23 protein-coding genes are annotated in these 26523 nt (G+C 74.3%); 17 read left to right on the plus strand and 6 right to left on the minus strand.

The window, feature by feature from the left end; genetic code table 11:
• The first annotated feature begins 15 nt into the window (after nt 1–15).
• The 3 genes from ACZ518_RS11025 to ACZ518_RS11035 are packed head-to-tail and all read left to right on the plus strand — an operon-like array spanning nt 16 to nt 4642.
• Nucleotides 16–966, plus strand: a complete 951-nt coding sequence (locus ACZ518_RS11025; protein ID WP_469112722.1) for an oxygenase MpaB family protein — start codon at nt 16–18, stop codon at nt 964–966.
• The gene (locus tag ACZ518_RS11030) at nt 948–3053 is read left to right on the plus strand and encodes a serine/threonine-protein kinase (RefSeq protein WP_469112723.1); all 2106 of its coding nucleotides are present in this window, start codon (nt 948–950) and stop codon (nt 3051–3053) included. Before ACZ518_RS11025 ends, ACZ518_RS11030 begins: the two co-directional genes overlap by 19 nt.
• Nucleotides 3050–4642 (plus strand): phytoene desaturase family protein, encoded by a 1593-nt coding sequence (locus ACZ518_RS11035; RefSeq protein ID WP_469112724.1) that lies wholly within the window; start codon nt 3050–3052, stop codon nt 4640–4642. The genes ACZ518_RS11030 and ACZ518_RS11035 overlap by 4 nt, the downstream gene beginning before the upstream one ends.
• A 33-nt stretch (nt 4643–4675) precedes the next feature.
• On the opposite strand, the gene ACZ518_RS11040 is transcribed toward ACZ518_RS11035, so the two are convergent.
• Nucleotides 4676–5869 carry an FAD-dependent monooxygenase gene (locus ACZ518_RS11040; RefSeq protein ID WP_469112725.1) on the minus strand — a complete coding sequence of 398 codons (1194 nt, stop codon included), beginning with the start codon at nt 5867–5869 and terminating at the stop codon, nt 4676–4678.
• Between the two features lie 81 nt (nt 5870–5950).
• On the opposite strand from ACZ518_RS11040, the gene ACZ518_RS11045 reads away from it, so the two are divergent.
• From ACZ518_RS11045 to ACZ518_RS11060, 4 genes are all read left to right on the plus strand, one after another.
• Entirely contained in the window at nt 5951–6568 is a 618-nt protein-coding gene (locus tag ACZ518_RS11045) for a TetR/AcrR family transcriptional regulator (protein WP_469112726.1), read from the plus strand.
• A gap of 9 nt (nt 6569–6577) precedes the next feature.
• Entirely contained in the window at nt 6578–6961 is a 384-nt protein-coding gene (locus ACZ518_RS11050) for a VOC family protein (protein ID WP_469112727.1), read from the plus strand.
• Nucleotides 6958–7578, plus strand: a complete 621-nt coding sequence (locus tag ACZ518_RS11055; RefSeq protein WP_469112728.1) for a DinB family protein — start codon at nt 6958–6960, stop codon at nt 7576–7578. Before ACZ518_RS11050 ends, ACZ518_RS11055 begins: the two co-directional genes overlap by 4 nt.
• Nucleotides 7579–7646: 68 nt before the next feature.
• Complete coding sequence (locus ACZ518_RS11060; RefSeq protein WP_469112729.1) at nt 7647–8018, plus strand: DUF4180 domain-containing protein; 372 nt, start codon at nt 7647–7649, stop codon at nt 8016–8018.
• A 12-nt stretch (nt 8019–8030) separates the two neighbouring features.
• Here the strand turns inward: ACZ518_RS11060 and ACZ518_RS11065 are convergent, their stop codons facing one another.
• The gene (locus ACZ518_RS11065; RefSeq protein WP_469112730.1) at nt 8031–9848 is read right to left on the minus strand and encodes a serine hydrolase domain-containing protein; all 1818 of its coding nucleotides are present in this window, start codon (nt 9846–9848) and stop codon (nt 8031–8033) included.
• A 364-nt stretch (nt 9849–10212) separates the two neighbouring features.
• On the opposite strand from ACZ518_RS11065, the gene ACZ518_RS11070 reads away from it, so the two are divergent.
• The 4 genes from ACZ518_RS11070 to ACZ518_RS11085 all read left to right on the plus strand — a co-directional run bounded on the left by ACZ518_RS11070 (nt 10213) and on the right by ACZ518_RS11085 (nt 15742).
• Nucleotides 10213–11319, plus strand: a complete 1107-nt coding sequence (locus ACZ518_RS11070; protein ID WP_469112731.1) for a nitronate monooxygenase — start codon at nt 10213–10215, stop codon at nt 11317–11319.
• A gap of 15 nt (nt 11320–11334) precedes the next feature.
• Nucleotides 11335–12894, plus strand: a complete 1560-nt coding sequence (locus tag ACZ518_RS11075; RefSeq protein ID WP_469112732.1) for an acyl-CoA synthetase — start codon at nt 11335–11337, stop codon at nt 12892–12894.
• Nucleotides 12895–13063: 169 nt separating this feature from the next.
• Nucleotides 13064–14179 (plus strand): calcium:cation antiporter, encoded by a 1116-nt coding sequence (locus ACZ518_RS11080; protein ID WP_469112733.1) that lies wholly within the window; start codon nt 13064–13066, stop codon nt 14177–14179.
• 63 nt (nt 14180–14242) lie between these two features.
• Entirely contained in the window at nt 14243–15742 is a 1500-nt protein-coding gene (locus tag ACZ518_RS11085) for a fatty acyl-CoA synthetase (RefSeq protein ID WP_469112734.1), read from the plus strand.
• A gap of 28 nt (nt 15743–15770) precedes the next feature.
• Here the strand turns inward: ACZ518_RS11085 and ACZ518_RS11090 are convergent, their stop codons facing one another.
• Together ACZ518_RS11090 and paaK are read right to left on the minus strand one after the other, a co-directional pair.
• A complete protein-coding gene (locus ACZ518_RS11090; RefSeq protein WP_469112735.1) occupies nt 15771–16655 on the minus strand; it encodes a YhjD/YihY/BrkB family envelope integrity protein in 885 nt (294 codons plus the stop codon).
• A gap of 100 nt (nt 16656–16755) precedes the next feature.
• On the minus strand, nt 16756–18081 hold the full coding sequence (paaK, locus tag ACZ518_RS11095; RefSeq protein WP_469112736.1) for a phenylacetate--CoA ligase PaaK: 1326 nt from the start codon (nt 18079–18081) through the stop codon (nt 16756–16758).
• Between the two features lie 140 nt (nt 18082–18221).
• Between paaK and ACZ518_RS11100 the strand changes: the two genes are divergently transcribed.
• Nucleotides 18222–19076, plus strand: a complete 855-nt coding sequence (locus tag ACZ518_RS11100; protein WP_469112737.1) for an alpha/beta fold hydrolase — start codon at nt 18222–18224, stop codon at nt 19074–19076.
• 10 nt (nt 19077–19086) lie between these two features.
• Here ACZ518_RS11100 and ACZ518_RS11105 read toward each other — a convergent pair whose 3' ends face one another.
• On the minus strand, nt 19087–19827 hold the full coding sequence (locus ACZ518_RS11105) for a hypothetical protein (protein WP_469112738.1): 741 nt from the start codon (nt 19825–19827) through the stop codon (nt 19087–19089).
• Between the two features lie 45 nt (nt 19828–19872).
• Nucleotides 19873–21504, minus strand: coding sequence for an acyl-CoA synthetase (locus tag ACZ518_RS11110; protein ID WP_469112739.1), 1632 nt, complete (start codon nt 21502–21504; stop codon nt 19873–19875).
• A 174-nt stretch (nt 21505–21678) separates the two neighbouring features.
• Here ACZ518_RS11110 and ACZ518_RS11115 point away from each other — a divergent pair, with 174 nt between their 5' ends.
• From ACZ518_RS11115 to ACZ518_RS11135, 5 genes are all read left to right on the plus strand, one after another.
• Nucleotides 21679–22479 (plus strand): crotonase/enoyl-CoA hydratase family protein, encoded by an 801-nt coding sequence (locus ACZ518_RS11115; protein ID WP_469112740.1) that lies wholly within the window; start codon nt 21679–21681, stop codon nt 22477–22479.
• A 489-nt stretch (nt 22480–22968) separates the two neighbouring features.
• Nucleotides 22969–23928, plus strand: a complete 960-nt coding sequence (locus ACZ518_RS11120) for a Zn-ribbon domain-containing OB-fold protein (RefSeq protein ID WP_469112741.1) — start codon at nt 22969–22971, stop codon at nt 23926–23928.
• On the plus strand, nt 23928–24995 hold the full coding sequence (locus ACZ518_RS11125; protein WP_469112742.1) for a thiolase domain-containing protein: 1068 nt from the start codon (nt 23928–23930) through the stop codon (nt 24993–24995). Before ACZ518_RS11120 ends, ACZ518_RS11125 begins: the two co-directional genes overlap by 1 nt.
• Nucleotides 24992–26167 (plus strand): thiolase domain-containing protein, encoded by a 1176-nt coding sequence (locus tag ACZ518_RS11130; protein WP_469112743.1) that lies wholly within the window; start codon nt 24992–24994, stop codon nt 26165–26167. The genes ACZ518_RS11125 and ACZ518_RS11130 overlap by 4 nt, the downstream gene beginning before the upstream one ends.
• Before the next feature lie 116 nt (nt 26168–26283).
• Complete coding sequence (locus ACZ518_RS11135) at nt 26284–26523, plus strand: DUF397 domain-containing protein (RefSeq protein WP_469112744.1); 240 nt, start codon at nt 26284–26286, stop codon at nt 26521–26523.

A 26523-nucleotide genomic window follows, 5' to 3' on the forward strand; every position in this document is an offset into this window, starting at 1 on the left:
CGGCGGGAGGCACCGATGAGCTACGAGGACGCCGACCCCGGGCTCTACGGCCCCGGGTCCGTCACCTGGCAGTGCCACGGCGACCCGGTCATGTGGATCGCCGGGGTCCGCGCGCTCTACCTCCAGGCCCTGCACCCGCGCGCCGTCCGCGGTGTTATGGAGAACTCCACCGCCTTCGAGAACGAGAGGGGCCCCGGCGACGCGTGGGGCCGCCTGCTGCGCACCGCCGACTTCGTCGGCACCCTCACCTACGGCACGGCCGAGGCCGCCGAACGGGCCGGGGCGCGGGTCCGCGCCGTCCACCGGAGACTGTCCGCCACCGACCCGGACACCGGGGAGCCCTTCCCCGTCGACGACCCCGCCCTCCTGCTGTGGGTGCACTGCGCCCAGATCGACAGCTTCCTGCACGTACTGCGCCGATCGGGCGTCCCCCTCACCCCGGCCCAGGCCGACCGGTACGTGGACGAGAACCGGACCAACGCCCGCCTCGTCGGACTCGACCCGGCCGCCGTGCCCGCCACCGCCGGGGCCCTCGCCGCGTACTTCGACGAGGTCCGCCCCTGCCTCGCCGCCGGCCCCGACGCACGCGCCGTCGAGGACTTCCTGCGCGCCCCGCCGGTCCCCCCGTACCTCGTCCCTGGCCGAAACCTGCTGTGGAGACCTCTCGTTGGGCTCGCCTACGGATCCCTGCCGGGCTGGGCGCACCAGCTGTACGGACACCCCGCACCACCCCCGCGCGCGGTCACCCGCCGCCTGCGTCTCACGGGTCGCGTGCTGCGCACCATTCCCGCAGGTCTACGCTGGCAGCTGCCTCCAGGTCACATCTTGAAAGCGATGCGCCGACTGGGCCCCGGCAGCCGCCCCTCCGCGTACACACTGCGAAAATCAGCGGCCATACTGGACCGGCCGGGGAGGGCGCGGCACGACGACGGGGGCGGCTTTAAGACATGGCGGAGTCCAGACTGATCCAGGGCCGGTACCGGTCACTCGATCTGATCGGGCGCGGCGGCATGGGCGAGGTGTGGCGCGCCCGCGACGAGTCGCTGGGCCGGCAGGTCGCGGTGAAGTGCCTCAAGCCGGTCGGCGCCGAACAGGACGCCCACTTCACCCAGGTCCTGCGAGAGCGCTTCCGGCGCGAGGCACGGGTCGCCGCCTCGCTCCAGCACCGGGGCGTCACCGTCGTGCACGACTTCGGCGACGACAGCGCCTCCGGCGGCCCCCTCTACCTGGTCATGGAACTCCTGGAGGGCCGCAACCTCAGCCAGCTCATGGAGGAGAACGAGGCGCGCCCGCTCCCCGTCGACGTGGTCCTCGACATCGCCGAGCAGATGGCCGCCGCCCTCGGCTACACCCACGACCAGGGCGTCGTCCACCGGGACCTCAAGCCCGCCAACATCATGCGGCTCACCGACGGCACGGTGAAGATCTGCGATTTCGGCATCGCCCGCCTGGCCCACGACATCGGCTTCACCGCCAAGCTGACCGGCGGCGGCATGGCCATGGGCACCCCGCACTACATGTCGCCCGAGCAGATCGCGGGCGGCGAGGTCGACCACCGCAGCGACCTCTACTCCCTCGGCTGCGTCCTCTACGAGATCGCCACCGGAGCCCCGCCCTTCGACCTCGGCGACTCCTGGTCCGTGCTGGTCGGCCACCGCGACACCGCGCCCGTACCGCTGCGCGACCACCGGCCCGAGCTGCCCGGCTACTTCGAGCAGCTCGTGCTGGACCTGCTGGCCAAGCGCCCCGAGGACCGCCCCGGCGACGCCCGCCACCTGCACCGCCGCCTGGTCGAGGCCCGGTTCGGCCCCGGCGGGCGGCCCGCCGCCCAGCCCCCGCTGCCCGCCTGGGCCGAGGGGATGACCGCCGGGCGCAAGGCCGGCGTGGACGCCCGCCCCGCCAGCGGGGAGTGGGCCCTGCTCACCGGCTCCTGGACGGCGGCCCGCCCGGCCCCGCCTGGTTCCGTCCCCGGATCCTTCCCCGGCTCCCTCCCTGCGTCCGGCGAACACCGCATCACCCGCCCCGCCCCCGCCGAGGACCCCCGGCTCACCGCCGCCTACGGGCTCGCGGTGCGCACCCCGGCCGCCGGGGAGCCCGACGCGCTCGCCGCCGGGCACACCCGCGCGTTCGCCCTCAGCCGCGCCGGCCGGCCCGAGGAGGCCCTCGCCGTCTACGTGGCCGTCGCCCAGGGGCGGGCCCGGGTGCTGGGCCCCGATCACGCCGAGACCCTCGCCGCCCGCCAGGAGGAGGCCTACGAACTGGGAAGGCTCGGCCGCCACGGAGAGGCGTACGAGATGTACCGCGCCGTCCTCGCCGCCCGCGTCCGCACCACCGGCCCGCTCCACCCCGACACCCTGCGCTGCCGCCACAGCCTCGCCTGCGCCCTGAGCGCCCTCGGCCGGCACGCCGAGGCCCACGCCACCGCCGCCGAGGTGGCGGCCGACCGCGCCGCCGTCCTCGGCGCCGAGCACACGGACACCCTGCAGAGCCGCTACGAGGCCGCGTACGCCCTCGGCCGGCTCGGCCGCTGGCAGGAGGCGCTCGGCGGCTTCCGGCAGGTCGCCGCCGCACGCGAGCGCGTACTCGGCCGCGACCACCCCGACGCCCTCGCCGCCCGCTACGAGACCGGCATCGCCCTCGGCCGCACCGGCCGCCCCGCCGAGGCCCTCGACATGTTCCGGTCCCTGGTCCGCGACCGCACCCGGGCCTACGGCGCCGCCGACCCGGAGACCCTGCGCGCCCGGCACGTCCTCGGGGTGAACCTGGGCCGCCTCGAACGCTGGGAGGAGGCCGTCACCGAGGCCCGCGAGGTGGGCCGGCTCCGCGCCAAGGCCCTCGGCGCCGAACACCCGGACACCCTGGTCAGCCGCCGGGAACTCGCCGTCGGCCTGGGCCGGCTCGGCCGCTGGGACGAGGCGCTTCCCATATACCGGGACCTCTCCGGCATCCGCGAACGCTCCCTCGGCGACGAGCACCCCGACACGGTCCTCGCCCACGCCGACGAGGCGCACTGTCTGGAGCGGCTCGGCCAGGTGTGCTACCAAGAGCCATGACCGCCAACTCAGGCTCCCGGGGCTTCGCGCAGGACGTGTACGACGCGGTGATCGTGGGAGGCGGCCACAACGGCCTCGTCGCCGCCGCCTACCTGGCCCGCGCCGGCCGCTCGGTACTGGTCCTCGAACGTCTCGGCCGCACCGGCGGGGCCGCCGTCTCCACCCGGCCCTTCGCGGGCGTCGACGCCAGACTCTCGCGCTACTCCTACCTCGTGTCGCTGCTCCCCGCGAAGATCGTCCGCGACCTGGGTCTGCGGTTCGAGGTACGCCGGCGCACGGTCTCCTCGTACACCCCCTTCGAGCGCGGCGGCCGCCCCGGGGGACTCCTCGTCGGCGGCGGCGAGGACCGCACCCGGGAGTCCTTCGCGGAACTGACCGGATCCGACCGGGAGTACGAGGCCTGGCGGGCCTTCTACGGGACCACCGGCCGGCTCGCCCGCAAGGTCTTCCCCACCCTCACCGAACCGTTGCCCACCCGCGCGGAACTGCGGGCCCGGATCGACGACGAGGCGGCCTGGCGGATGCTGTTCGAGGAGCCGCTCGGCCGGGCGGTGGAGGAGCGCTTCGCCGACGACCTGGTCCGGGGCGTGGTCCTCACCGACGGCCTCATCGGCACCTTCGCCGACGCCGACGACCCCTCACTCGTACAGAACCGCTGCTTCCTCTACCACGTCATCGGCGGCGGCACCGGCGACTGGGACGTGCCCGTCGGCGGCATGGGAGCCCTCACCGACGCGCTCGCCGAGGCCGCCCGGGCGGCCGGCGCGGAGATCGCGACCGGCCACGAGGCCCTGCGCATCCACACCGACGGCACCGCCCCTGCCGAGGTCACCTTCCGCACGGCGACGGGCGAGGGTGCCGTCGTCGGGCGCGACGTCCTGGTCAACGCCTCCCCGCGGGCCCTGGCCGAACTCCTCGGCGAGGACCCCCGCGACGGCGGCCCGGCCCCCGAGGGGGCCCAGTTCAAGGTCAACATGCTGCTGAGCCGGCTGCCCCGGCTGCGCGACACCTCCGTCGACCCCCGCGAGGCCTTCGGCGGCACCTTCCACATCGCCGAGGGCTACGAGCAGCTCAGGCGGGCCCACGGCGAGGCGGCCGCCGGGGAACTGCCGTCCGTCCCGCCCTCCGAGATCTACTGCCACTCGCTGGCCGACCCCTCGATCCTCGGGCCCGGACTCGCCGGGCAGGGCTACCAGACGCTCACCCTCTTCGGGCTGCACACCCCGGCCCGGCTCTTCGAGAAGGACAACCGGCAGGCCCGCGAGGTGCTGCTGACCGCCACCCTGGCCCAGCTGGACGCCCACCTGGCCGAGCCGCTCACCGACTGCCTGGCCTTCGACGGGGACGGCCGCCCCTGCATCGAGGCCAAGACCCCTCCGGACCTGGAGCGCGAACTGCGGCTGCCCGGCGGGCACATCTTCCACCGCGACCTGTCCTGGCCCTACGCGGACGGGCAGGAGGCGGGGCGCTGGGGCGTGGAGACCGCCCACCGCAACGTCCTGCTGTGCGGTGCGGGGGCGGTCCGCGGCGGCGGGGTCAGCGGCATCCCGGGGCACAACGCGGCGATGGCGGTCCTGGAGCGGCGCTGATCCCGCCGGGGCGGACGGGCCCGACCGGCGGCCTCAACGCCCCGGGCCGCGGCCCGCGTTCCCGGCCGGCTCGCCCGGAAGCCTGAAACCGTCGAAGAGGTCGTCCAGCGCGCGCCGCGTCGCGCTCGCGGGGGTGGCCCGGAAGGCGAGGTCGCGCGCGGCCACGGCCAGCGGGTGGGTGAGGGCGGCCACCCGGCCCATCCGGCGGGCCCGGATCCGGATGGCGTCGGTACGGGCGAGCCTGGCCCGGGTGTAGGCGGCGAGGGCGCCCGGTACGTCCGGCCCGCGGAGCAGGTGCGCCAGGACCACGGCGTCCTCGACGGCCTGGCAGCCGCCCTGGCCGAGGTTGGGCGTCATGGCGTGCGCGGCGTCCCCGATCCACGCGGTACGGCCGTCGTGCAGCCGGGGGAGCGGCGCGGCCAGGTCGTACAGGTCGTGCTGGAGCACCGCCTGCGGGTCGATCCGGTCCAGCAGGGCGGGGACCGGGTCGTGCCAGGTGCCGAACCGCCGCAGCAGCTCGGCGCGGACGTCCGCGGGCCGGTACCCCTCGGGGACGACGGCGGTGGCGTACAGGTAGACCCGCCCGTCGGCGAGCGGGACCGTCCCGAAGCGCTCGCACCGGCCCCAGGTCTCGGCCGCTTCGGCCGCTTCGGCCGCGGGGCCCGACGGGAGCACGGTCCGCCAGGCGGTCTCCCCGCTGTAGTGCAGGCCCGGGTGGTCCGGGAAGCGGCGGCGGCGCAGCGGGCTGTGGATGCCGTCGGCGGCGATCACGGCGTCGGCGGCGAGGTCCCCGGCGGCGGTACGGGCCACCGCGCGGCCGCCGTCCTCCTCGACGCCGGTGACCTCGGCCCCGTACACCAGCGCGCCCTCGGGCAGCGCCGCCGCCAGCGCGGCGGTGAGGTCCGCGCGGTGGACGGCGAGCGGGGGCCGGCCGTAGCGGGCGGCGAGCGCGGCGGTGTCGGCGCGGGCCAGCCGGGTGCCGCCGGGGCGGCGCACGCCCATCGAGGCCGGGACGGCGCGGCCCGCCGCGCGGGTGGCGTCGAAGCCGATGGCGTCGTAGGCGCGCAGGGCGTTGGGCGCGAGGACGATGCCCGCGCCGACGGCGGTCGGGACGGCCGCCCGCTCGCACACGGTGACCCGCCACCCCTGGCGGTGCAGGGCCAGGGCGGCGGTCAGACCGCCGATCCCGGCACCGGCGACGACGGCGTGGCGCTGGGTTTCGGGCATGGCACGGCCTCCTGCGTCTCAGGGAGCCTCTACAGCTGTAGAGGCCGCTCGCTCTGCACTCTACAGCTGTAGAGTGGGGCCATGTCCACCCCGGAAACCCCGCCCCCCGCCGCCGACCGCCGGACGCTGATCGCGGACACGGCCATCGCCCTCGTCGCCGCCGGCGGTCTGCGGGGCCTGACCCACCGGGCCGTCGACGGCGCCGCCGCGCTCCCGGCGGGCAGCACCTCGTACTACTTCCGTACGCGGACCGCGCTCATCGGCGCCTGCTACCGGCGGCTGGCCGAGCTGGACCTCGCCGACCTCGACGGCGCCGGGGCCGCCGGCCCGCCGCCGGCCCCGGCGGACCGGGACGCCGCCGCGCGGATGCTCGGGGCGCTGCTGCACGAGTGGCTGACGCGGGGGCGCGAACGGCAGCTGGCCCGCTTCGAACTCAGCCTGGAGGCCGCCCGGAACCCGGAACTGGAACCGGCGCTCCGGCAGGCGGGCCTCGCCGCCCGCGCCCGCGCCGCCGCGGTCCTCGCCGCCCTAGGCGCACCCCGGCCCGCGGAGTCCGCCGAACTCCTGGCCGCCTGGACCGACGGCCTGCTCTACGACCGCCTGGCGGGCGCCCTCGCCCACTCCCGCCCCGCCCCGGACCCGGCCGAACTGGCCGCCGCCGCCCGCCGGATGCTCGACGCCGTGCTCGCTCCCGCCTAGGATCCCGGCATGATCGCCGAACTGCAGTGCGTGGTACTCGACTGTCCAGAACCGCTCGAGCTGGCGCAGTTCTACGGGGAGTTGCTCGGCGGCGAGGTCAACCGGCCCGACCGGCGCTGGACCCTGGACGAGCACTGGGCCACGCTCCACACCCCGTCCGGGACGGTCCTCTGCTTCCAGCAGGTCACCGACCACCGCCCGCCGAAGTGGCCCGACCCCGCCCACCCCCAGCAGGCCCACCTGGACCTCGCGGTCCCCGACCTCGGCCGCGCCCAGGAGCAGGTGCTCGCCCTCGGCGCCGCCCTGCTCGACGACACCCGCGACGCCGAGGGGTGGCGCGTCTACGCCGACCCGGCGGGCCACCCGTTCTGCCTGATCCGGGAGGGGCAGTGAGCGCCCCGGCCCGACTCGTCCCGCTGATACGGCAGTTCGAGTTCGCCTCCACCCGGCTGTCCGGCCGGCTGGCGGGTCCCGTGACGGACAGCGGGGACGGCACGGAGACCCGGGTGGTGCCCCTGACCGACGAGGAGTACCTCTGGGAGCCGGTGGCGGACTGCTGGTCGGTCCGGCTCCGCACGCGGGGCCCGGGGGCGCGCGCGACGCTCCTGGCCGGCGCCCGCACCGGAGAGTGGGGCCGCGACGCCGCCTCGTACCCGCACCCCTGGCCGCCGCCCTTCACCACCCTCGCCTGGCGCCTGAGCCACCTCACGGAGATGCTGACCCTGCGCGCCGACCACACGGCCGGCACCCGGAGCCTCACCCGCGACGACCACCCCGTCACCGGCGACGCCGCCGGAGCCGTGGCCGCCTTCGCGAAGGCCGCCGACGCCTGGCGCGGGGCACTGCTGAGCGTCGACGACGCCGCGCTCGACACCGTGGGGTACTGCACCTACCCGCACGGCGGCGACGCGGAGGAGCCGTTCGTCGAGATCGCGTGGTGGGTCAACCAGGAGGTGCTCCACCACGGCGCCGAGATCGCCCTGCTCCGCGACCTCTACCGCGACCGCTGAGCCCAGGAGCCGGGTCGCCCGAAAAAACGGGTCGACCCGGACCCCGCCGGGACCTACCGTCGACCGGTATGAGCATCCTGCAGACCATCCACGACGTGCCCGTTCTGATCTGCGACCCCGAGGGCGAACCGATCGGGGGTGAACGGGACGTCCTGGACCTGGTGGGCAACGCCGCCTGGCAGGGCGCCCGGTGGGTGGTCGTGCCGGCCGGGCGCTTCGGCGAGGAGTTCTTCCGGCTGCGCACCCGGATCGCCGGGGACATCGTCCAGAAGTTCGTCACCTACCGCGTGGGCCTCGTCGTCCTCGGCGACATCTCCCGCCACACGGACGGCAGTGAGGCCCTGCGGGACTTCGTCCGCGAGTGCAACCGGGGCCGCCAGACCTGGTTCCTCGCCGACCTGGAGGAGCTGCGGGGGCGGCTGGAAAGCCTGGCCGCCTGAACCGGGGGCCGGTCAGTCCGCCGAGCGGGTCCAGCCCGCGGCCTCGATGCGGGACGCGTCCGCCGGTCGGTCCTCCGAGAAGAGGAGCCGGGCCGGTTCGGCCACCCGCAGGACGTCCACGTACACCCCGCGCCCCACGTACCGGCCGGCCGCCGCGTGGCGGAAACGGATCCGTACCTCGCGGCCGGCCGACCAGGCGGGCAGCGGGGCTTCGAGGCGGTGCCAGATGCGCCCCGACCAGCCGCCCGCCGAGCCCGCGGGCCACTCCTCGGGGGTGCCGCCGGTGCTGCGCACCGTGCTGAACGGGACGGGCTCCCAGGTGGTTCCGTCCGCCGAGGCCTCCAGGTGGAAGGCGCCCGCGCCGGGCACCGTGTCCCACCACACCGCACAGCGCAGCCTGGCGCGCGCCGTCGCGGGGGTCAGCGGGGGCAGGGTGAGGGTGCCCGAGCCGCCGGTCTCCATGCCGGAGAACCAGGCCGGGCCGCCGTGCTTCGTACGGACCGGCACGGCCCGTGCGAAGCGGTTGCCGGTGGCGACCCGGGGCGCGCTGCCGGCCCGCCAGGTCCGTACGGGGTGGACGGAGTTGCCGAGCAGGATCAGGAAGGAGTCGGTGGAGGGGTCCAGCACCAGGGAGGTACCGGTGAAGCCGGTGTGCCCGGCGGAGTGCGGGGTGGCCAGGGCGCCCATGTACCAGTGCTGGTAGAGCTCGAAGCCGAGGCCGTGGTCGTCGCCGGGGAAGGCGGTGTTGTAGTCGGTGAAGAGCAGCTCGACGGAGGCGGGGCGAAGGATGCGCTTGCCCGCGTAGACCCCGCCGTCGAGCAGGGCGCGGGAGAGGAGCGCGAGGTCCCAGGCGGTGCCGAACACCCCCGCGTGGCCCGCGACCCCGCCGAGGGCGTACGCGTTCTCGTCGTGGACCGCGCCCCACACCAGCCCCCGGTCCAGGCCCGACCAGGGCGGCCGCTGCACCTCGGTGGCGGCGGTGACCCGGCGCCAGGAGAGCGGCGGGTTGTACCGAGTGCGGTGCATGCCGAGCGGAGCGGTGATCTCGTCGCGGAGCAGGACGTCCAAAGTGCGGCCGGTGATCCGTTCCAGGAGCAGCTGCAGCGCGATGAGGTTGAGGTCCGAGTAGCGGTACACCGTCCCGGGGGTGTCCTGCGGCCGCACCGACCACAGCAGCCGCAGCTGTCCCTCGCGGGTGGATTCCTGGTAGAACGGCGCCCACGAGCGCAGCCCCGAGGTGTGCGTGAGCAGTTGGCGGACCGTGACGTCCTCCTTGCCGCCCCCGGTGAACTCCGGCAGGTACCGGTCCACCGGAGCCTCCAGTTCCAGCCGGCCCCGCTCCATCTGCTGCACCGCCAGGATGGAGGTGAACAGCTTGCTGAGGGAGGCCAGGTCGAAGACGGTGTCCTCGGCCATCGCGATCCGCTCGGCCGCCGGGAACTCCGCCGGCCGGTCGGTGCGGCCGTCGTAGTCCGCGTACCGCACCGCGTACCCCATCGCCCGGTGCAGGGCGACGGTCCGGCCGCGCCCCGCCAGCACCACGGCCCCGGCGTAGTACGGGTGCTCGGGGGAGGGGCCGAGGAAGCGCCGGGCCTCCTCCGCGACCCCCTCCAGGTGCCGCTCCAGCAGCCCGGCCTGCCGCGCCGATCCGTACCGCAGCCGCAGCCCCTGGAGGGCACGCCGCTCGGCCGCGCCGGCCGGCGGCCCCGGGAGCGCCGCGTGCAGCACCAGCACCCCGCCCAACGCCAGCAACCGCGCCCCGAGCCCCCGCCGACTGGGCCCCGCCCCCGCGTCCGCCGCTCCCGCGTACGCCCCCGTGACTCCCGCCATGACCGGCCCTCCTGTCCGCCGAACTGTCCACCGCCACCCGCACACCGCGAGCACCCGCAGGGGAGCGCCCACACCGCCCCCGGCCCACGGCACCCGGACGGGAGCATCCGCGCCAGCCCGGGCCCGCCCGCAGGCACCCGGCACGGAGCACCCGCGCGGAACCCGGCCCGCCCGCCGCAGGCGACCCGCAGGCGACCCGCGGGGGAGCACTCGTGTCCAACCCGGGCCCGCCGCAGGCGCTCCGCACGCTACTGGGTATCTGCCCGCCCGCCGGGGACCCTCCGCACCGGCCCGCCCGGAAGAATCTGACACAGCATCAGAAAATCTCTTCCCTCGGCCGCCACCCTGCGGCATCCTCACGCCCATGGAGACGGAGCTGAGCAAGAAACTGGGAGTCGAGCACGCCATCTTCGGCTTCACGCCCTTCCCGGCGGTCGCCGCGGCCATCACCCGCGCGGGCGGATTCGGCGTGCTCGGCGCCGTCCGCTACACCGCTCCCGACGACCTCAGGCGCGACCTCGACTGGATGCAGGAGCACACCGGGGGCAAGCCCTACGGCCTCGACGTCGTCATGCCCGCCAAGAAGGCCGTCGACGGCGTCAGCGAGGCCGACATCGAGGCGATGATCCCCGCCGGACACCGCGACTTCGTCCGCGACACCCTCGCCAAGCACCACGTACCCGAACTCGCCGAGGGCGAGGCCTCCGGCTGGCGGATCACCGGCTGGATGGAGCAGGTCGCCCGCAACCAGCTCGACGTCGCCTTCGACTACCCGGTCAAACTCCTGGCGAACGCCCTCGGTTCCCCGCCCGCCGACGTCATCGCCCGCGCCCACGACCACGACGTCCTCGTCGCCGCCCTCGCCGGCAGCGCCAAGCACGCCCGCCGCCACGCCGAAGCCGGCATCGACATCGTCGTCGCCCAGGGCTACGAGGCGGGCGGCCACACCGGCGACATCGCCACCATGGTCCTGGTCCCCGAGATCGCCGAGGCCGTCGCCCCGCTTCCCGTGCTCGCCGCCGGAGGCATCGGCAGCGGCGAGCAGATCGCCGCCGGACTCGCCCTCGGCGCCCAGGGCGTCTGGCTCGGCTCCCTCTGGCTCACCACCACCGAGGCGGACCTGCACTCCCGCGCCCTCACCGAGAAGCTCCTCGCGGCCGGCTCCGGGGACACCGTCCGCTCCCGCGCCCTCACCGGCAAACCCGCCCGCCAGCTGCGTACCGAGTGGACCGACGCCTGGGACGACCCGGAGGGGCCCGGCGCCCTCCCCATGCCGCTCCAGGGCCTGCTCGTCGCCGAGGCCGTCTCCCGGATCCAGAAGTACGAGGTCCAGCCGCTGCTCGGCACCCCCGTGGGCCAGATCGTCGGCCGGATGAACAGCGAGCGCAGCGTCCAGGCCGTGTTCGACGAGCTCACGAGCGGCTTCGAACGCGCCATCGACCGCATCAACCGTATCGCCGGCCGGTCCTGAGGAGTGAGAAGCAGCATGACGGACACGCAAGCGCTGCCCAACGGTTTCTGGGCGCAGGCGACCGCCGACCCGGCGCGCACCGTCCTCGTCACCCCCGAGGGCGAGGAGTGGTCCGCCGGCCGGCTGCACGCCGACGTCAACCGCCTCGTCCACGGCCTGCGCGCCGCCGGACTGGAGAAGGGGGACGCCTTCGCCGTAGTCCTGCCCAACGGCGTCGAGTTCTTCACCGCCTACCTCGCGGCCTCCCAGGCGGGCTTCTACCTGGTCCCCGTCAACCACCACCTCGTCGGCCCCGAGGTCGCCTGGATCGTCTCCGACTCCGGCGCCAAGGTCCTCATCGCCCACGAGCGCTTCGCCGCCACCGCCACCGCCGCCGCCGAACAGGCCGGACTCGCCGCCGGCCGCCGCTACGCCGTCGGAGCGGTCCCCGGCTTCCGCCCGTACGCCGAACTCCTCCACGGGCAGAGCGGCGAGCCGCCGGCCGACCGCACCCTCGGCTGGGTCATGAACTACACCTCCGGCACCACCGGCCGTCCCCGCGGCATCCGCCGCCCGCTGCCCGGCAAGCTCCCGGAGGAGACCTACCTCGGCGGATTCCTCGGCATCTTCGGGATCCGCCCCGCCGACGGCAACGTCCACCTGGTCTGCTCGCCGCTCTACCACACGGCCGTGCTCCAGTTCGCCGGCGCGTCCCTGCACATCGGGCACCCGCTGGTGCTGATGGACAAGTGGGGCCCTGAGGAGATGCTGCGCCTGATCGACCGCCACGCCTGCACCCACACGCACATGGTCCCCACCCAGTTCCACCGTCTCCTCGCGCTCCCGCAGGAGACGAAGGACGCCTACGACGTCTCCTCGATGCGGCACGCGATCCACGGCGCCGCCCCCTGCCCCGACCACGTCAAACGCGCGATGATCGACTGGTGGGGCCGGTGCGTGGAGGAGTACTACGCGGCCAGCGAGGGGGGCGGGGCCTTCGCCACCGCCGAGGACTGGCTGAAGAAGCCGGGCACGGTCGGCAGGGCCTGGCCGATCAGCGAGCTCGCGGTCTTCGACGACGACGGCAACCGGCTGCCCGCCGGGGAACTGGGCACCGTCTACATCAAGATGAACACCGGCGGCTTCAGCTACCACAAGGACGAGGGCAAGACCCGCAGGAACCGCATCGGGGACTTCTTCACCGTCGGAGACCTCGGCCTGCTCGACGAGGAGGGGTACCTCTTCCTCCGCGACCGCAAGATCGACATGATCATCTCGGGCGGGGTGAACATCTACCCGGCCGAGATCGAGTCCGCCCTGCTCACCCACCCGGCCGTCGCCGACGCCGCCGCCTTCGGCATCCCCCACGAATCCTGGGGCGAGGAGGTCAAGGCCGTCATCGAACCCGCCGACGGATTCGAGGCGGGCGACGCGCTGGCCGCCGAGATCCTGCACCACTGCGAACGGCAGCTCGCCGGCTACAAGCGGCCCAAGTCCGTCGACTTCGTCGAGACCATGCCCCGCGACCCCAACGGCAAGCTCTACAAGCGCCGGCTGCGCGACCCCTACTGGGAGGGACGCGAGCGCGCGGTATGACGGCGCCGGACCGGCCCCGGCGGCCCGCCGCCCCCGGGGGCCGGTCCGGACGGCCGGGAGCGGGCTCCATGTCCGCAACACGCCGATATTTCGTGAGAAGACCCACTCCAGGGCTCCGGATGCGCGCCTCGCGGCGCACCCCGGCGCCAGTTCTGGCAACTTGGCTGGCATGAGTACGGCAACGCGCAGATCCCCCCTGACCGACTGGACCCTCCTGGTCCCCGCGGTGGCGCTCGTCGCGCTCGTCCTCAGCTGGGGCCGCGACCTGCCCGGCTTCGCCGTCGCCCTGGTCGCCCTCTGCCTCGCGGGGGCGGTCCTCGCGGCCGTGCACCACGCCGAGGTCGTGGCCCACCGGGTCGGCGAACCCTTCGGCTCGCTGGTCCTCGCCGTCGCCGTCACCGTCATCGAAGTGGCCCTGATCGTCACCCTGATGGCCGATGGCGGCGACAAGACCGCCTCCCTCGCCAGGGACACCGTCTTCGCCGCCGTGATGATCACCTGCAACGGCATCGTCGGCCTGTCCCTGCTCGTCGGCGCCCTGCGCAACCGGGTCGCCGTCTTCAACGCCGAAGGCTCCGGGGCCGCGCTGGCCACCGTAGCGACCCTCGCCGTACTGAGCCTGGTGCTGCCGACCTTCACCACCAGCAAGCCCGGCCCCGAGTTCTCCTCCGCCCAGCTGACCTTCGCCGCGGTCGCCTCCCTCGCCCTCTACGGGCTGTTCATCGCCGTCCAGACGGTCCGCCACCGGGACTACTTCCTGCCCGTGGACACCGGGAGCGCCCGCCCGGGCTCCGGCAACGGCGACGACGACCACGCCGAACCGCCCACCGCCCGCGCGGCCCTCATCAGCCTCGGCCTGCTCTTCGCCGCCCTCGTCGCGGTCGTCGGCAACGCCAAGGCCGTCTCCCCGACCATCGAGAAGGGCGTCTCCGACGCCGGACTGCCCCACGCCGTCGTCGGCGTGATCATCGCCCTGCTCGTCCTGCTCCCCGAGACCCTCGCCGCCGTCCGGGCCGCCCGCCGCAACCGCGTCCAGACCAGCCTCAACCTGGCCTACGGCTCCGCCATCGCCAGCATCGGGCTGACCATCCCGGCCATCGCCCTCGCCTCCGTCTGGCTGACCGGGCCGCTGCTGCTGGGCCTGGCGCCGCTCCACATGGTGCTGCTCGCCCTGACCGTGGTCGTCAGCGCGCTGACGATCGTCCCGGGCCGCGCCACCCTGCTCCAGGGCGGCGTCCACCTCGTACTGCTCGCCGCCTACCTCTTCCTCGCCGTCAGCCCGTAGGGGTGGCCCCGGCCGGCGCAGCGATATTGACCTTGGAGCCGCGCCGGGGCGAGGATCGCGCTCATGACGGCAGTGCGGCACCAGACGGTCGACGGGCTCGTACGGGACAGCGCGCGGCGCGTCCCCGACCGGGTCGCCATCCGCTACCGGGAGCGGAGCTGGACGTACGGGGAACTCGACGCGGCCGTCTCCACCGGCGCTGCCGTACTGAGGCAGCGCTACGGGCTGGCCGCGGGGGACCGCGTCGCGGCCTTCGCCCACAACTCCGACGCCTACCTGATCGCGTTCCTCGCCTGCGCCCGGGCCGGCCTCACCCACGTCCCGGTCAACCAGAACCTCACCGGCGAGGACCTCGCGCACATCCTCGACGACTGCGCGAGCGCCCTGGTCCTCGCCGACCCGGACCTGACGGCGCGGGTTCCCGGAGGGCACCCCGTACGGGCGCTGCGCGACGCGCCGGGGTCCTTCCTGTCCGAGCTGGCCGAGCCGCTGGCGTACGGGTCCGCCGGGGAACCGGACGCCGTCGTGCAGCTCCTCTACACCTCGGGCACCACGGCCCTGCCCAAGGGCGCGATGATGACCCACCGGGCGCTGGCCCACGAGTACGAGAGCGCGATCGAGGCCCTGGACCTGGGGGAGGCCGACCGGCCCGTCCACTCGCTGCCGCTCTACCACTCGGCGCAGATGCACGTCTTCCTGCTGCCCTACCTTGCGGTCGGCGCGCACAACACGATCCTGGACGCGCTGGTGGCCGAGGAGGTCTTCGACCTGGTGGAGGCCGGCCGGGCCGACAGCCTCTTCGCGCCGCCCACGGTGTGGATCGCGCTGGCGAACCACCCGCAGTTCGGGCAGCGGGAGCTCGGCGCCCTGCGCAAGGCCTACTACGGGGCCTCGGTCATGCCGGTCCCGGTCCTGGAACGGCTGCGGGCCCGGCTGCCCGGGCTGGGCTTCTACAACTGCTTCGGGCAGAGCGAGATCGGCCCGCTGGCCACCGTTCTGGGGCCGGGTGAGCACGAGGGGCGGATGGACTCGTGCGGGCGCCCCGTGCGGCACGTGGAGGCCAGGGTCGTGGACGAGGACGGCGCGGACGTCCCCGACGGCACGGCGGGGGAGGTCGTCTACCGGTCCCCGCAGCTCTGCCTGGGCTACTGGAACGACCCCGAGGCCACCGGGAAGGCCTTCCGGGACGGCTGGTTCCGCTCCGGCGACCTCGCGGTACGGGACGCCGACGGGTACTTCACCGTGGTCGACCGGGTGAAGGACGTCATCAACTCGGGCGGGGTGCTCGTCGCGTCCCGGCAGGTGGAGGACGTGCTCTACACCCACCCCGGGGTGGCCGAGACGGCGGTCGTCGGGCTGCCCGACGAGCGGTGGATCGAGGCCGTCACGGCGGTGGTCGTACCCCGCGGGGAGGTCACCGAGGCGGAGCTGATGGCCTATGCCCGGGAGCGGCTCGCGCACTTCAAGGCGCCCAAGCGGGTGCTGTTCGTGGACGCCCTCCCGCGCAACGCCAGCGGCAAGATCCTCAAGCGCGAACTCCGCGACCGCTTCGGCACCGGCTGAGTCCCTCCGGCCGGTCACTCCCGGCCGGTCACTCCCGTCCCGGACCGTCGGCGTGTCCGTGTCCGTGCCCGTGGCCGTGTCCGTGCGGGTGCGCGGGCGGCAGGACCCCGGCGGCGCGCAGCCGGCGCAGGGTCAGGTGCTCGTGGACGAGGCGGCCGACCATGGCCCCGCCGTAGACCACGAAGCCGACGCCGACGAGCCAGGACTGCACGACCAGCAGCGTCCCGAAGGGCCCGTACGTGACGGCGTTCGAGGCGATCAGCGGAGAGAACACCAGCTGGGAGAAGGCGCGGAGGCCCAGCAGCCCGAGGCTGGTCGCCACCGCGCCGGGCAGCAGTGCCCGCCAGCGGACCCGGCCGCCCAGCAGGAGCCGCCCGGAGATCCAGAAGAACAGGCAGGTGCCGACGGTGTCGCTGACGGTGCCCACCACGCTGCCCGCCACGCTGTCGGACGGGGCCGGGATCCCCACCAGCAGCCCGAGGTAGCAGACCAGCAGCGCCAGCCACACGACGTGCCGCCACATGGTGTGCCAGCGGGCCGTGGGCAGGTCCCACACCTTCTCGTAGCCGGTCTGAACGGCGGAGCCGAAGGTCAGCCCGAACACCGCGAGGGCCGCCAGGCCGAAGGCGGTGGTCCGCTCCAGCGCCAGGTCCGCCGCCCCGAACAGCATCTCGACCCGGGCCCGCGAGGAGGCCGTCACCCCGAGCGCCTGGCCCAGCCAGCGGCCGAAGTTGGAACCGCTGCCCGGCGCGGCCGCCGCCACGACCACGAGCAGCGGCACCAGGGTGAGGAAGCCCAGGGCGGCGAAGCCCATGGCCCGGTGCATCAGCTCGATCTCCCGGCCCCGGCTCCAGGCCAGCCCGGCCGGGGAGCCCGAGAGCCGGACGTGGAGGCGCCGGAGGGTCGAGGTCACACCTGATCCCCTACCCGGACGGGCCCGGCCGTTCCCGCGAGCGGTGCCGAGATGGGTCCGAACGGGGGGTTTCGACCGCCCGTTGGCGTGGACCGGCCGCTCAGGAGGAGTGCGGCTCCCGGAGGTCCCTCACCCGCTTGATCTTGCCGACCGAGCGCTCCAGGCTCTCCGGTTCCACCACCTCGACGGCGACGGACACCCCCACGGACTCCTTGACCGCCCGCACCAGCTCCGCCGCCGCGGCCCGCCGCCTGTCTGCGCCGGCCTCCCGGCGCGCCTCCACCCGCACGGTGAGGGCGTCGAGACGGCCCTCCCGGGTCAGCCGCAGCTGGAAGTGCGGGGCGAGGCCCGCGATGCGCAGGAGTATCTCCTCGATCTGGGTCGGGTAGAGGTTCACCCCGCGCAGGATGATCATGTCGTCACTGCGGCCGGTCACCTTCTCCATCCGGCGGAAGGCCGGCCGGGCCGTCCCCGGCAGCAGCCGCGTCAGGTCCCGGGTGCGGTAGCGGATCACCGGCATGGCCTCCTTGGTGAGGGAGGTGAACACCAGCTCCCCGGGCTCCCCGTCCGGGAGCACCGCCCCGGTCAGCGGATCGACGACCTCGGGGTAGAAGTGGTCCTCCCAGATGTGCAGGCCGTCCTTGTGCGAGGCGAACTCCTGGGCGACGCCCGGCCCGATCACCTCGGACAGGCCGTATATGTCCACGGCGTCGATGTCCAGCCGGTCCTCGATCTCCCGGCGCATCTCCTCGGTCCAGGGCTCGGCGCCGAAGACCCCGGTGCGCAGCGAGGTCCGGCGCGGGTCGATGCCCTGGCGCTCCATCTCGTCCAGCAGGGCCAGCATGTAGGAGGGGGTCACCATGATGACCTCGGGGCGGAAGTCCTGGATCAGTCTGACCTGGCGGTCCGTCATGCCCCCGGAGGCGGGGACCACCGTGCACCCCAGCCGCTCCGCCCCGTAGTGCGCGCCCAGGCCCCCGGTGAACAGGCCGTACCCGTACGCGACGTGCACGATGTGCCCCGGCCGGGCGCCCGCCGCGCGCAGTGACCGGGCCACGACGTCGGCCCAGGTGGCGAGGTCCCCGTCCGTGTAGCCCACCACCGTGGGGCGGCCCGTGGTGCCGCTGGAGGCGTGGATGCGGCGCACGTCCGCGCGCGGTACGGCGAACATCCCGAAGGGGTACTGGTCCCGGAGGTCCGCCTTGGTGGTGAGCGGGAAGAGGGACAGGTCGGCCAGCGAGCGGCAGTCGTCGGGATGGACCCCCGCCTTGTCGAAGGCCTGCCGGTAGAAGGCCACGCGGTCGTAGGCCCGGTGCAGGGTCGCCCGCAGCCGCTTCAGCTGGAGGGCCGCCAGCTCGTCGGGGCTCAGCCGCTCGCCTTCGTCCTGGCAGTCCCCGAGGTCTTCGAGACCCGCACGCGCCGTCATAGCCGTCACCCCATCGCCATCGTCATCGTCGTCGAGAGTCGTACCGCCAAAGGCCAACCGAACGTTCATTCGGTAGATTGCCGGACCCTGCCGGGTAAATCAATGACTCGAACGAGTGATCGTCTGATCTGATGGCGCGCATGCCTGTATTCACCACCTATGACGGAACCGAACTCGCCTACCACGTCGAGGGCGAGGGCGAACCGCTCGTCTGCCTCCCCGGCGGCCCGATGCGCGCCTCCCGGTACCTGGGCGACCTCGGCGGGCTCTCCGCCGGCCGCCGGCTCATCCTCCTCGACCTGCGCGGCACCGGCGACTCGGCGACACCGGCCGACGGGTCCACGTACCGCGTCGACCACCAGGTCGCCGACGTCGAGGCGCTCCGCGGCCACCTGGGCCTGGAGCGCATGGACGTCCTGGCCCACTCCGCCGCCGGCAACCTCGCCCTGCTGCACGCCGCCGCGCACCCCGGCCGCGTCCGCCGCCTGGTCCTCGTGACCCCGACCGCCTGGGCCGTGGACCTCGGGCCGACCCCCGAGCAGAGCCTGGAAGCGGTCCGGTCCCGGGCGGGCCGGGAGCCCTACGACACGGCCATCGCCGCCTACGAGCGGATGTGGGCGGCCGGCGGTGACCCCTCCCCGGAGGACCGGCGCCAGGCGATGGTCCTCGCCTACGGCCGCTGGGACGAGCGGGCGCGCGCCCACCTCGCCGCGAGCGACCACGAGCGCAACCAGGCCGCCGCCCTCGCCTTCGCCGGCCCCGGGGCGTTCGACCCGCCCGCCACCCGCGCGGCGCTCCGCCGGTTCGACGGCGAGGCGCTGGTCCTGGCGGGGGAGCTGGACGGCTACCCCACCGTCGCCGTCGCCGCCGAACTCGCCGGGCTGCTGCCGCGCGCGACCGCAGACGTCCAGCGGGACGCCGCGCACTTCCCGTGGCTCGACGACGCCGACTGGTTCGCGGCCCGCGTGGAACGCTTCCTGTCCACCGGCGCCTGACTCCGGCGCGTCACGGCCCGCGGGTGCTGTAACCCACCCCGCCGAGCCACTGCGCCAGCGGAGCCTCCGGGCGGTCGGCCCGTACTCCGGCCGCCCGCCACGGAGCGTCGGCCAGGAACTCCCCGGCCAGCCGGTCGGCGAGCACCGCCGGCTCCTCGGCGGTCACCTCCCGGACGGTGCCGTAGCGGCCGACCGTCGCCCAGCGGCCTTCCTCGTTCTGCCGGACGCGCTCGAAGAAGAGCCGGACCTCGCCCGGCGAGCCCGGGTCCGACCAGACCCGCGGGGCCTCGCAGGACCAGCGCTCCTGCCATGCCCCGGCGGCGCCCAGCGCCTCGCCCAGCAGCCGCGCCACCGTCAGGGCGGGCCACTCCCAGCTGAAGTCGCGGGAGGCCCGCACGAGCTCGGCGTCGTACTGCGCGGCGTCGAACCAGTCGGTGCCCATGGAGGGCAGATCGTCCGCCATGCTGTGCCACTCCCAGGTCACGACTCCGTCCTCGCGCCGGATCGTCACCTCGTAGGCGTCGTGACAGCCGCACGACTTGTGCGCCATCGTGACCCGCCGAGGCCGCTCGACCGCCTCCAGGCCGCCGCCGGGCAGCAGCCACCCGCGCGGATCCCCGAAGACGACGTCGACGTCGTCACCAAAGGGGTCATCGCCGTCTATGAGCGGGCGGAACTCGAGGTCTTCGTAGGACAGCGCGGGCTCCGGGCTGTTGACGCGGATGCCGAAGCGGCGCAGGTGTACTCGCATGCCTCCAGCCTGCTGGCCCGGGGTCCGGGAAACCAACCGGGTTTCTCAGTGCGCCGCGTCGGCCTCCGTGGCCACCGCCTTCGCCCAGCGGTAGTCCGCCTTGCCGCTCGGGGAGCGCTGCACCGCCGGCGTGATCACCAGCTGGCGCGGGATCTTGTAGCCGGCCAGCCGCGTCCGGCAGTGCCGCTGGATCTCCTCCAGCGTCGGCTCCGGCGCACCCTCCCGCACCTGCACCACGGCGGCCACGTGGTTGCCCCACGTCGGGTCCGGGACACCGGCCACCAGTGCGTCGTACACGTCCGGATGCGACTTCAGAGCCTGCTCGACCTCCTCCGGGTAGACCTTCTCGCCGCCGGTGTTGATGCACTGCGAGCCGCGCCCCAGCACGGTGACGATGCCCTCCTCGTCGACCGTCGCCATGTCGCCGAGCAGCACCCAGCGTTCGGCGCCCTTCTGGAAGAAGGTCTCCGCCGTCTTCACGGGGTCGTTGTAGTAGCCGAGGGGCACGTGTCCGCGCTGGGCGAGCCGGCCGGGGACGCCGACCGCCACCGGCTCGTGCGTCACCGGGTCCACTACCTGCGTACGGTCGTTGACCTGGAGGCGGAAACCCTTCTCCGGGCCGGAGTCCTCCGTGGCCCTGCCGTTGGAACCGGACTCGGACGAGCCGAAGTTGTTCAGCAGCACCACGTTCGGCACCAGCCGCTGGAACTCCGCGCGGACGGTCTCCGACATGATCGCCCCCGAGGAGGAGACGCTGAACAGCGAGGACAGGTCCGTCCCCTTGAGCGGGCCGTTCAGCGCGTCGATCAGCGGCCGCAGCATCGCGTCGCCGACCAGCGAGACGCTCGACACCTTCTCCTTCTCTATGGTGCGCAGCACCTCCTCGGGCGCGTACTTGCGGTGGATCACCACCCGCTGGCCGTAGTTGAAGGCGATGAACGAGGTCAGCGTCGAGGTGCCGTGCATCAGCGGGGGAGCGGGGAAGAAGGTGAGCCCGGCGCCGCGCGCCGCGACCCGCTCGGCCAGCTCCTCCGGCCGCTTCACCGGCTCGCCCGAGGGCTCCCCGCCGAACAGCCCCGCGAAGAACAGGTCCTCGGCCCGCCACATGACCCCCTTGGGCATGCCGGTGGTGCCGCCGGTGTAGATGATGAACAGGTCGTCGGGGCTGCGCTCGGGGAAGCCGCGCTCCGGGGACCCGGCCGCCTCGGCGTCCTCGTACGCAACGGGCGCGACCGCCGGCGCCGGCGCACCCGCCGGGGCCGTGCCGACCCGGACCAGGTGGCGCAGCCCCGTCGTCTGCGGCAGCGCGGCCGCCACCCGCTCCGTGAACTCGCCCTCGAAGACGAGCGCGGCGAGGTCGGCGTCGTTGTAGAGGTAGACCAGCTCCTCCTCCACGTACCGGTAGTTGACGTTCACCGGCACCAGGCGGGCCTTGAGGCAGGCCAGCACGGTCTGGAGGTACTCGATCCCGTTGTAGAGGTGCAGCCCCACGTGCTCGCCGGGGCGCAGCCCGCTGTCCAGCAGGTGGTGTCCCACGCGGTTCGCCGCCGCGTCCAGCTCCGCGTACGTCAGGCGGCGCTCGGCGCCGGTCCCGGGGTGGTCCACGTACACCAGCGCCTCGCGGTCCGGGACCACGTCCACGACCGACTCGAACAGGTCGGCAAGGTTGTACTCCACCGTTCCTCCTGACCCGAAAGTGCTCACGGCTGGGCTGCTCGGCGGTCATTAGAGCGCCGCCCGGTCCAAGTGGGAAGGGCGCAGGCCAAGAAATCTGACTGGGTGTCAGAAAACTATTGAACTGCACCCGGCCCTCCTGCAACCTGTTCTAGGTCTTGAGACGGGAGGACGGCAATGGGTGGGACCGAACACCTGACCGTGGAACGCCGGGGCGCCACGCTGGTGCTCACCATGAACAGGCCGGAGGCGAAGAACGCGCTCTCGCTTCCCCTGCTGGTGGGCCTGTACGACGGCTGGCTGGAGGCGGATGCGGACGACACCGTCCGCTCGGTGGTCCTGACGGGCGCGGGCGGCGACTTCTGCGCGGGCATGGACCTCAAGGCGCTGGCCGGCCGGGGCATGGCGGGCGACCACTACCGGGACCGGCTGAAGGCCGACCCCGACCTGCACTGGAAGGCGATGCTCCGTCACCACCGGCCGCGCAAACCGGTGATCGCGGCGGTGGAGGGCTACTGCGTGGCGGGCGGCACCGAGATCCTCCAGGGCACGGACATCCGGGTCGCGGGCGCCGGGGCCACGTTCGGACTGTTCGAGGTCAAGCGCGGCCTGTTCCCGATCGGCGGCTCCACGGTCCGCCTGCCCCGGCAGGTCCCGCGCACGCACGCGCTGGAGATGCTGCTGACGGGGCGTCCGTACTCGGCGGAGGAGGCGGCGCGGATCGGGCTCGTGGGGAGGGTGGTGCCGGACGGGACGGCACTGGACGCCGCGCTGGAGACGGCGGAGCTGATCAACGCGTGCGGGCCGCTGGCGGTCGAGGCGGTGAAGGCCTCGGTGTACGAGGCCGCCGAGCTGACGGAGACGGAGGGCCTGGCCGCCGAACTGACCCGGGGCTGGCCGATCTTCGACACCGCCGACGCGAAGGAGGGCGCGCGGGCCTTCGCGGAGAAACGGCCGCCGGTCTACCGCCGAGCCTAGGCGCTGGCCGCGCGTGTACCGGACCCCTCGGGCCCCCACCCCGAGCCGCCCCGGGCCTGCGGCCGGGCCCTGCGCCGGGCCTGCGGCCGGGCCCTGCCCCGGACCCGCGTCCTGCCCCGGACCCGCGTCCTGCCCCGGACCCGCGTCCTGCGTCGGGCTTGCAGTCCGGGCCCTGCGTCGGGCTTGCGGTCCAGGCCCTGTCCCGGGCCTGCGGCCGCGTCCTGCCCCGGACCCGCGTCCTGCCCCGGGCCTGCGGCCGGGCCCTGCGCCGGGCCTGCGGTCCCGGTTCGTGCCGGGGTGACGGCCTGGTTGCCGCGCCGAGTCTGTGGCCTGGAACCCGTACGCGGCCCGTGGCCCAGAGCTCCTACGCGGCCCGTGGTCCCGGGCCGGACGGGGGCGTTGCCACGGCCGGGCCGTCCCGTCGTCAGAGGTTCCGTTCCGTACCGCGTCGATCCCCCCCCCCCCCCCCCGAGAATCGGAGAGCCAACCATGACAGCCGTGTCCCCGCCCGAGGTGCTGCGTGCGCCCCTCGTCGTCGAGTTCCCCTTCACCCGGTCCCTCGGGCCCGTGCAGAGCGCCTTCCTCACCGGGCTCCGGGAGGGCGTCGTGCTCGGCGTCAAGACCTCCGACGGGCGGGTCATGGTGCCGCCCGCCGAGTACGACCCCGTCACCGCCGAGGAGATCCGGGAGCTCGTCGAGGTCGCCCCCACCGGGACCGTCACCACCTGGGCCTGGAACGGCGAACCCCGCCCCCAGCAGCCCCTCGGCACCCCGTTCGCCTGGGTGCTCGTGCGGCTCGACGGCGCCGACACCGCGATCCTGCACGCCCTCGACGCCCCCGGCCCGGAGGCCGTGTCCACCGGGATGCGGGTGCGCGTCCGCTGGGCCGCCGAGCGCACCGGGGCCATCACCGACATCGCCTGCTTCGAGCCGTACGAGGGCCGGGAAGAGGGCGGAGCCGGCCCGCACGACGGGGTGTTCGCCGACCCCGTCACCGGCATCGTCGCCGAGGCCCGCCTCGACTACACCTACAGCCCCGGCCGCGCCCAGACCGCCTACATCAACGCCCTCTCCGAACGGCGCACCGTCGGCGAGCGCTGCCCCTCCTGCCACAAGGTCTACGTCCCCCCGCGCGGCGCGTGCCCCACCTGCGGGGTGGCCACCACCGACCGGGTCGAGGTCGGTCCCGCCGGCACCGTCACCACCTTCTGCATCGTCAACATCAAGGCGCGCAACCTCGACATCGAGGTCCCCTACGTCTACGCCCACATCGCCCTCGACGGCGCCGGCCTCGCCCTCCACGGCCGGATCGGCGGCATCCCGTACGACCAGGTCCGCATGGGCCTGCGCGTAGAGCCGGTGTGGACCGACGGCGGCCGCCACCCCGACCACTACCGCCCCACCGGCGAGCCGGACGCGGACTACGACGCGTACAAGGAGCTCCTCTGATGCCCAGGAACACCCGCCACGCGCGCGAGGTGGCCGTCGTCGCCTTCGCCCAGAGCGACCACCTGCGCCGCACCGACGAACTCAGCGAAGTCGAGATGGTGATGCCCGTCCTGCACCAGGTGCTGGCCGCCACCGGGCTCAAGGCGGGCGAGATCGGCTTCACCTGCTCCGGCTCCAGCGACTACCTCGCCGGCCGGGCCTTCTCCTTCACCATGACCCTCGACGGGGTCGGTGCCTGGCCGCCGATCTCCGAGTCGCACGTCGAGATGGACGGCGCCTGGGCGCTCTACGAGGCCTGGGTCAAGATCCAGACCGGCGAGGCCGACACCGCGCTCGTCTACGCGTACGGGAAGTCCTCGCCCGGGTCCGTACGCGACGTCCTCACCCGGCAGCTCGACCCGTACTACCTCGCCCCCCTGTGGCCCGACTCGGTGGCCCTGGCCGCCCTCCAGGCGCAGGCGCTGATCGACGCGGGGGAGACCGACGAGCGCGCGCTCGCCGGGATCGGCGCCCGCAGCCGGGCCGCCGCCGGGTCCAACCCGCACGCCCAGCTCAGCGGCCCCGTCCCGCAGGGCGGCTACCAGGTCCGGCCGCTGCGTACGGGCGACTGCCCGCCCGTCGGGGACGGCGCGGCCGCCGTCGTCCTGGCCGCGGGCGACACCGCGCGCAGGCTGTGCGAACGGCCCGCCTGGATCACCGGCATCGACCACCGCATCGAGGCGCACGGCCTCGGACTGCGCGACCTGACCGACTCGCCGTCCACCCGGACCGCCGCCGAGCACGCCGGGGTCTTCGACGCCCCCGTCGACACGGCGGAACTGCACGCGCCGTTCTCCTCCCAGGAGGTCGTGCTCCGCAAGGCGCTCGGACTCGGTGACGCCGTGTCCGTCAATCCCTCGGGCGGGGCGCTCGCCGCGAACCCGATGATGGCCGCCGGCCTGATCCGGATCGGCGAGGCGGCCGCCCGCATCCACCGCGGCGAGTCCCGCCGGGCCGTCGCGCACGCCACCTCCGGCCCCTGCCTCCAGCAGAACCTGGTCGCCGTCCTGGAAGGGGACCGAGCATGAGCGCACCGGGCAAGGAGCCCGTGGCCGTCGTCGGGATCGGCCAGACCAAGCACGTCGCCGCCCGGCACGACGTCTCCATCGCCGGCCTGGTCCGCGAGGCCGCCGCCCGCGCCCTCGCCGACGCGGAGCTGACCTGGGCCGACGTCGACGCGGTCGTCATCGGCAAGGCACCCGACTTCTTCGAGGGCGTCATGATGCCGGAGCTCTACCTGGCCGACGCCCTCGGCGCGGTCGGCAAACCGATGCTCCGCGTCCACACCGCCGGGTCCGTCGGCGGGTCCACCGCCCTGGTCGCCGCCAACCTGGTCGCGGCCCGCGTCCACCGCACCGTCCTGACCCTGGCCTTCGAGAAGCAGTCCGAGTCCAACGCCATGTGGGGCCTGTCGTTGCCCGTCCCCTTCCAGCAGCCGCTGCTGGCCGGCGCGGGCGGCTTCTTCGCCCCCCACGTCCGCGCGTACATGCGGCGCACCGGCGCCCCCGACTCCGTGGGCTCGCTCGTCGCGTACAAGGACCGGCGCAACGCGCTGAAGAACCCGTACGCGCACCTGCACGAGCACGGCATCACCCTGGAGAAGGTCCAGGCCTCGCCGATGCTCTGGGACCCGATCCGGTACTCCGAGACCTGCCCGTCCTCGGACGGGGCCTGCGCGATGGTCCTCACCGACCGTGCGGGCGCGGCCCGTTCGCCGAAACCGCCCGCCTGGGTGCACGGCGGGGCGATGCGCAGCGAGCCGACGCTCTTCGCGGGCAAGGACTTCGTCTCGCCGCAGGCCGGGAAGGACTGCGCGGCCGACGTCTACCGCCAGGCCGGGATCACCGACCCGCGCCGGGAGATCGACGCGGTCGAGATGTACGTGCCGTTCTCCTGGTACGAGCCGATGTGGCTGGAGAACCTGGGCTTCGCGCAGGAAGGCGAGGGCTGGAAGCTCACCGAGGCGGGGGTGACCGAACTGGACGGCGACCTCCCCGTGAACCCCTCCGGCGGGGTGCTGTCCACCAACCCGATCGGGGCCTCGGGCATGATCCGCTTCGCGGAGGCGGCCCTCCAGGTCCGCGGCCAGGCCGGGGAGCACCAGGTCCCGGGCGCCCGGCGGGCGCTGGGACACGCCTACGGCGGCGGCGCGCAGTTCTTCGCGATGTGGCTCGTGGGCGCGGAGCCGCCGCGCTCCTGACCGGGGCCGGTGTGCCGGACCGGCCGCGGGTGACGCCCGCGGCCTGTGCGGCGCCCGCCCAGCTCGCTACCCTGGGCCCCCGCACGACGACATACCGTACCGGGAGGAGCACGCACGTGGCGGAGAGCACGATTTCGCGGCCCGTGGCCGGCTGGGGCAGGCCCGAGCTCGATCTCAGCGGGGCCGACTGGCAGTCCGGCAGCCGGGGGGTGGGCGGCGTCCAGATCGCCTTCGTGGAGGGGTTCATCGCGATGCGCAACGGCGAGCGCCCCGACGGCCCCTCGCTGGTCTTCGCACCGCGCGAGTGGCGCAAGTTCGTCCTGGGGACGCGGGGCGGACGCTTCGGCCCGAGCTGA

It is taken from the genome of Streptomyces sp. NPDC033966, from assembly GCF_055575955.1.